Source organism: Bacteroides sp. AN502(2024), assembly GCF_041227145.1.
Classification (GTDB): Bacteria; Bacteroidota; Bacteroidia; order Bacteroidales; family Bacteroidaceae; genus Bacteroides.
In genome coordinates this window covers 1-3,595 of the sequence record NZ_JBGFSP010000006.1, presented here as the reverse complement: position 1 = coordinate 3,595, position 3,595 = coordinate 1, and the positions used below count along the sequence as shown (strand labels likewise).

Below are 3,595 nucleotides of genomic sequence, written 5' to 3'. Positions count from 1 at the left end.
AGTTTTCCATTACAAAAGTTGCAAATACAATATTTAAACAAACTGAATGTGTATATTTGCAGAACCTAATTGATAGCAATAAAAATGAAAAAATTAGCAATTATCATACCAGCTTATAAACCACGTTTTTTGCAAGAAACACTTGATTCTATCGCTAAACAAAACAATCACGAATTTACCGTATATATTGGTGATGATGCAAGCCCCTACCCATTAGAGACCATAGTAGATTGTTACAAGAACAAATTTGACATTATATATCATCGTTTTGAACAAAATATGGGTAAAAAAGACCTACCCGGTCATTGGGAACGATGCATATTATTGTCAGAAGAAGAACTTATATGGCTTTTTTCAGATGACGACTTAATGCCCTTTGATGGAGTAGCACGTGTAATTCAAGCCTCACAAAAACATTCTGATGGAAAATATATATTCCATTTCCCTTTAGAAGTCGTTGACGAGTATGGTAAACTAAAATATAAAAACCCTCCTTTTAAAACCGATTTAACTTCTGGATATGAATTTTTATTAGATAAATTATCTGGAAAAATTAGTTCTGCCGCCTGTGAGTATGTATTTAGCCGAACAGTATGGGAACAAACAGGAGGATTTATTAAATTCCCTCTGGCTTGGTGCACCGATGATGCAACATGGGCTAAATTTGCAGAATTTACAGGAGGAATCATATCTTTACCAGGTAATCCCGTCAGTTGGAGAAATGCTGAAAGAAGAATATATCAAACTCCACTCATTTCAACAAAGAAAAGATTAGAGCAACAATACTTTTCATAGAATGGATTGGTATAAACTACCATTCTCACCTTAACGAAAGAAAATTCAAAAAAGCAATCAAACGTTATATATATAAATTCTTACAGCATTCGCTAAAGAACGACTTTAGCTTACACGACCTTTTACTTTTATACAATGCTCTAAAAAAACTCACACTAAATGTGTCTTTGCAAGTTTTAGTTCATCATGTTTGGAAGAAAATAAAAAGGCAATTAGCTAGCAATTAATAAGTTGCCTTATATTTTCGAATTTAAAGAATACCCTTACTAACAATGTCCTTTAAGAATTTTACTACAACAACTATAAACGACTATACTCTTCAATTATTCCAATAGAGATGACAAGCTAACACAATAATTATCGATAGAAAACTGCTGCGCTTTTCTCAAAGACATTTTTTTTAACGAATTGAGCAACTCTCGATCATTTGCTAAGATCATAAGACTCTTTATAAAATCATCGGGAGAAGAACAGAAACATGCGTTGGTCTCATCGCAATAGTCTCGTATAGATCCAACATCACTAACCACCATCGCTAATCCTGTTGCCATTGAAGTACAAATTACATTACTTCCAATAGTGTCCTTCATCACATTTAATGAAATATCAAGATCATTCATATAATGCTTTAATTCCGCCTCAGGAACATACCCCACCAATGTTACATTCTTTAAGCCTGAAAACAAATAATCAATTTTCTCCCGCCCTTTGCATATATAAAAATGAATTTGCGGAAGTCTTGAAACAATATAAGCTATCTGCTCAAAATCACGTGCCAAGGCACCCATTACTATTACCTTGACATCATCACCTCTGTTATATAGATTTGTAGAAGGAGTATAATAATTATTATCGACATAATGAAATGAAGTATAAACATTCTCTATTCCTAAATTATTAAGATAGCATGTCAAACTACTTCCCAACGTTACAATTTCTGTAACAAATCGTGAACTCTTCTTTATTTGTGCTTTCGAATATCGCCTTTCCAATTTTTCAGGAACAAGATGCACCATAGCATATATAGGTGCTTTAGGACATATAAAGCGTATTATTTTTGCAAACAATATTTGATATGAATCTCTATGCAAATATTCAGTGAGAATAAATTTATCTCCCGATTTATATGCCATTGCTAATTTGAGTGCCGTAAAAAGAACAGAGATTTTCTTCCCCTTTTTCCCCTTATCCAAAAAACGCCTCCCCATATTGAAAGTATACATTTTATACAATTCAGGATTTCTTTTTTGAATATATTCATAAAGATACCTCATTCCTGTATGATTACCAGATGTTGAAGGCCAATCATAACAAATAATATATATCATATTATTAAAATTTAAATTAAAGAACAATAGTCTTAAACAATAGAGGAATTGCAGAATTTACATCAGTCCTATTATTTAGACAAACATAATATTCAGAACAAAGGTAATGAAAATAATCCAAAGTTTTATTCTAATGAAATTATTCTTTTCTATTATAGCGCAAGCTCGGGATAAGAAATCAATAAAAAACGAAATAACTTTCATCATTAAGAATATTAAAGTAACTTTGTAATCACCTAATATTATTGTGTCATAATGAATTAAAGAAAAGTATGTGCTTAATAACTCTCTCAATGCCTATTTATAATGTAGAAAAATACATTAAACGTGCCTTGTTATCTGCATTAAACCAAACTTATCAAAAATTAGAGATTTTGATAGTAGACGATTTAGGACATGATAACAGTATGAATATAGTCCACCAACTTAAAAGCACACATCCTAGAGGTAACTGCATCCGTATAATTACGCATAAAAAATCTCGGTTTGGGAGGAACGAGAAACACAGCAATTGAATTTGCTCGAGGAAAATATCTATACTTTATGGATAGCGACGATGCTATTGTTCCTGATTGCATTGAAACCTTATATAATGTTATTTCACAAGAAAAAGTAGACTTTGTTGCAGCTGGAATCAATCAAATTGATGAAAATGAAAATTCACTCAAAATTACTAACTACCCTAATATAACACGAAAAGGTAAATTATGCATGGCTCAATATTTTTATGAAGAAAAAAATGATATATGGGTAACTACATGGAATAAATTATATAATCTTTCTTTTTTAAAAGAATTTCATATTCATTTTTTGGAACACGTGTACCACGAAGACATAGTAATGCATGCTATGCTCGCTTTAAATACCAGATCATTTACCTTAACTAACCGAACAACTTATCTTTATAATTGCAAGAGAGAAGATTCTATTACAAATATGGGGCAAGGCTACACCTTAAAGCATCTAAATGATCTTACCATAGTTTTTAGTGAAATCAGGAGATTAATACAAGCAGACAACAACCTTAGCAAACATCTTCAAAAAGAAATAAACTTATATTATTTATTTGAAATTTATCATCGATACCTACCAGCGATGTACTCGAACATAAAAAAGGTTGACTTAATAAAAGGATTAGCAAGGCTCTCTCAAAACTGTATCCCTCCTATTTTGGAAACCCGACTAACCCTCAAATCTATAAAACGCTTTTTGTTCCTAAAGCTTCCCTTTAGCATTCAGTATCTAATTAAAAGTCATAAATACAAAAATGACAGAACCTAGGCGGGAAAACTATCAACAAACAGTATATTATAAGAAGTTTCTTAGAAAACATCATTTTCATTTACTAAATTTACAGTCCTATACCTCTTGAAGACGTGGAAAAGACATCTCTTTATTCCTAATTTATCTTAGTTATTATAATAAACTGATAGCAAAGATACGGATATTATTCTTAAAAAGGATGCTAACCC

Annotated in this window: 2 protein-coding genes and 1 pseudogene; 2 read left to right on the top strand and 1 reads right to left on the bottom strand. The window is 31.3% G+C overall.

Translation table 11 applies throughout. The annotated features are described in order from the left end of the window. The first annotated feature begins 84 nt into the window (after positions 1–84). Positions 85–795 (top strand): glycosyltransferase family 2 protein, encoded by a 711-nt coding sequence (locus AB9N12_RS16765; protein WP_369893286.1) that lies wholly within the window; start codon positions 85–87, stop codon positions 793–795. Between the two features lie 323 nt (positions 796–1,118). Here the strand turns inward: AB9N12_RS16765 and AB9N12_RS16760 are convergent, their stop codons facing one another. Then, positions 1,119–2,123: a glycosyltransferase gene (locus tag AB9N12_RS16760; protein WP_369893285.1), complete on the bottom strand. Its 1,005-nt coding sequence runs from the start codon at positions 2,121–2,123 to the stop codon at positions 1,119–1,121. A gap of 272 nt (positions 2,124–2,395) precedes the next feature. On the opposite strand from AB9N12_RS16760, the pseudogene AB9N12_RS16755 reads away from it, so the two are divergent. Next, positions 2,396–3,404: pseudogene (locus AB9N12_RS16755) on the top strand (glycosyltransferase family 2 protein). The last annotated feature ends 191 nt before the right edge of the window (positions 3,405–3,595 follow it).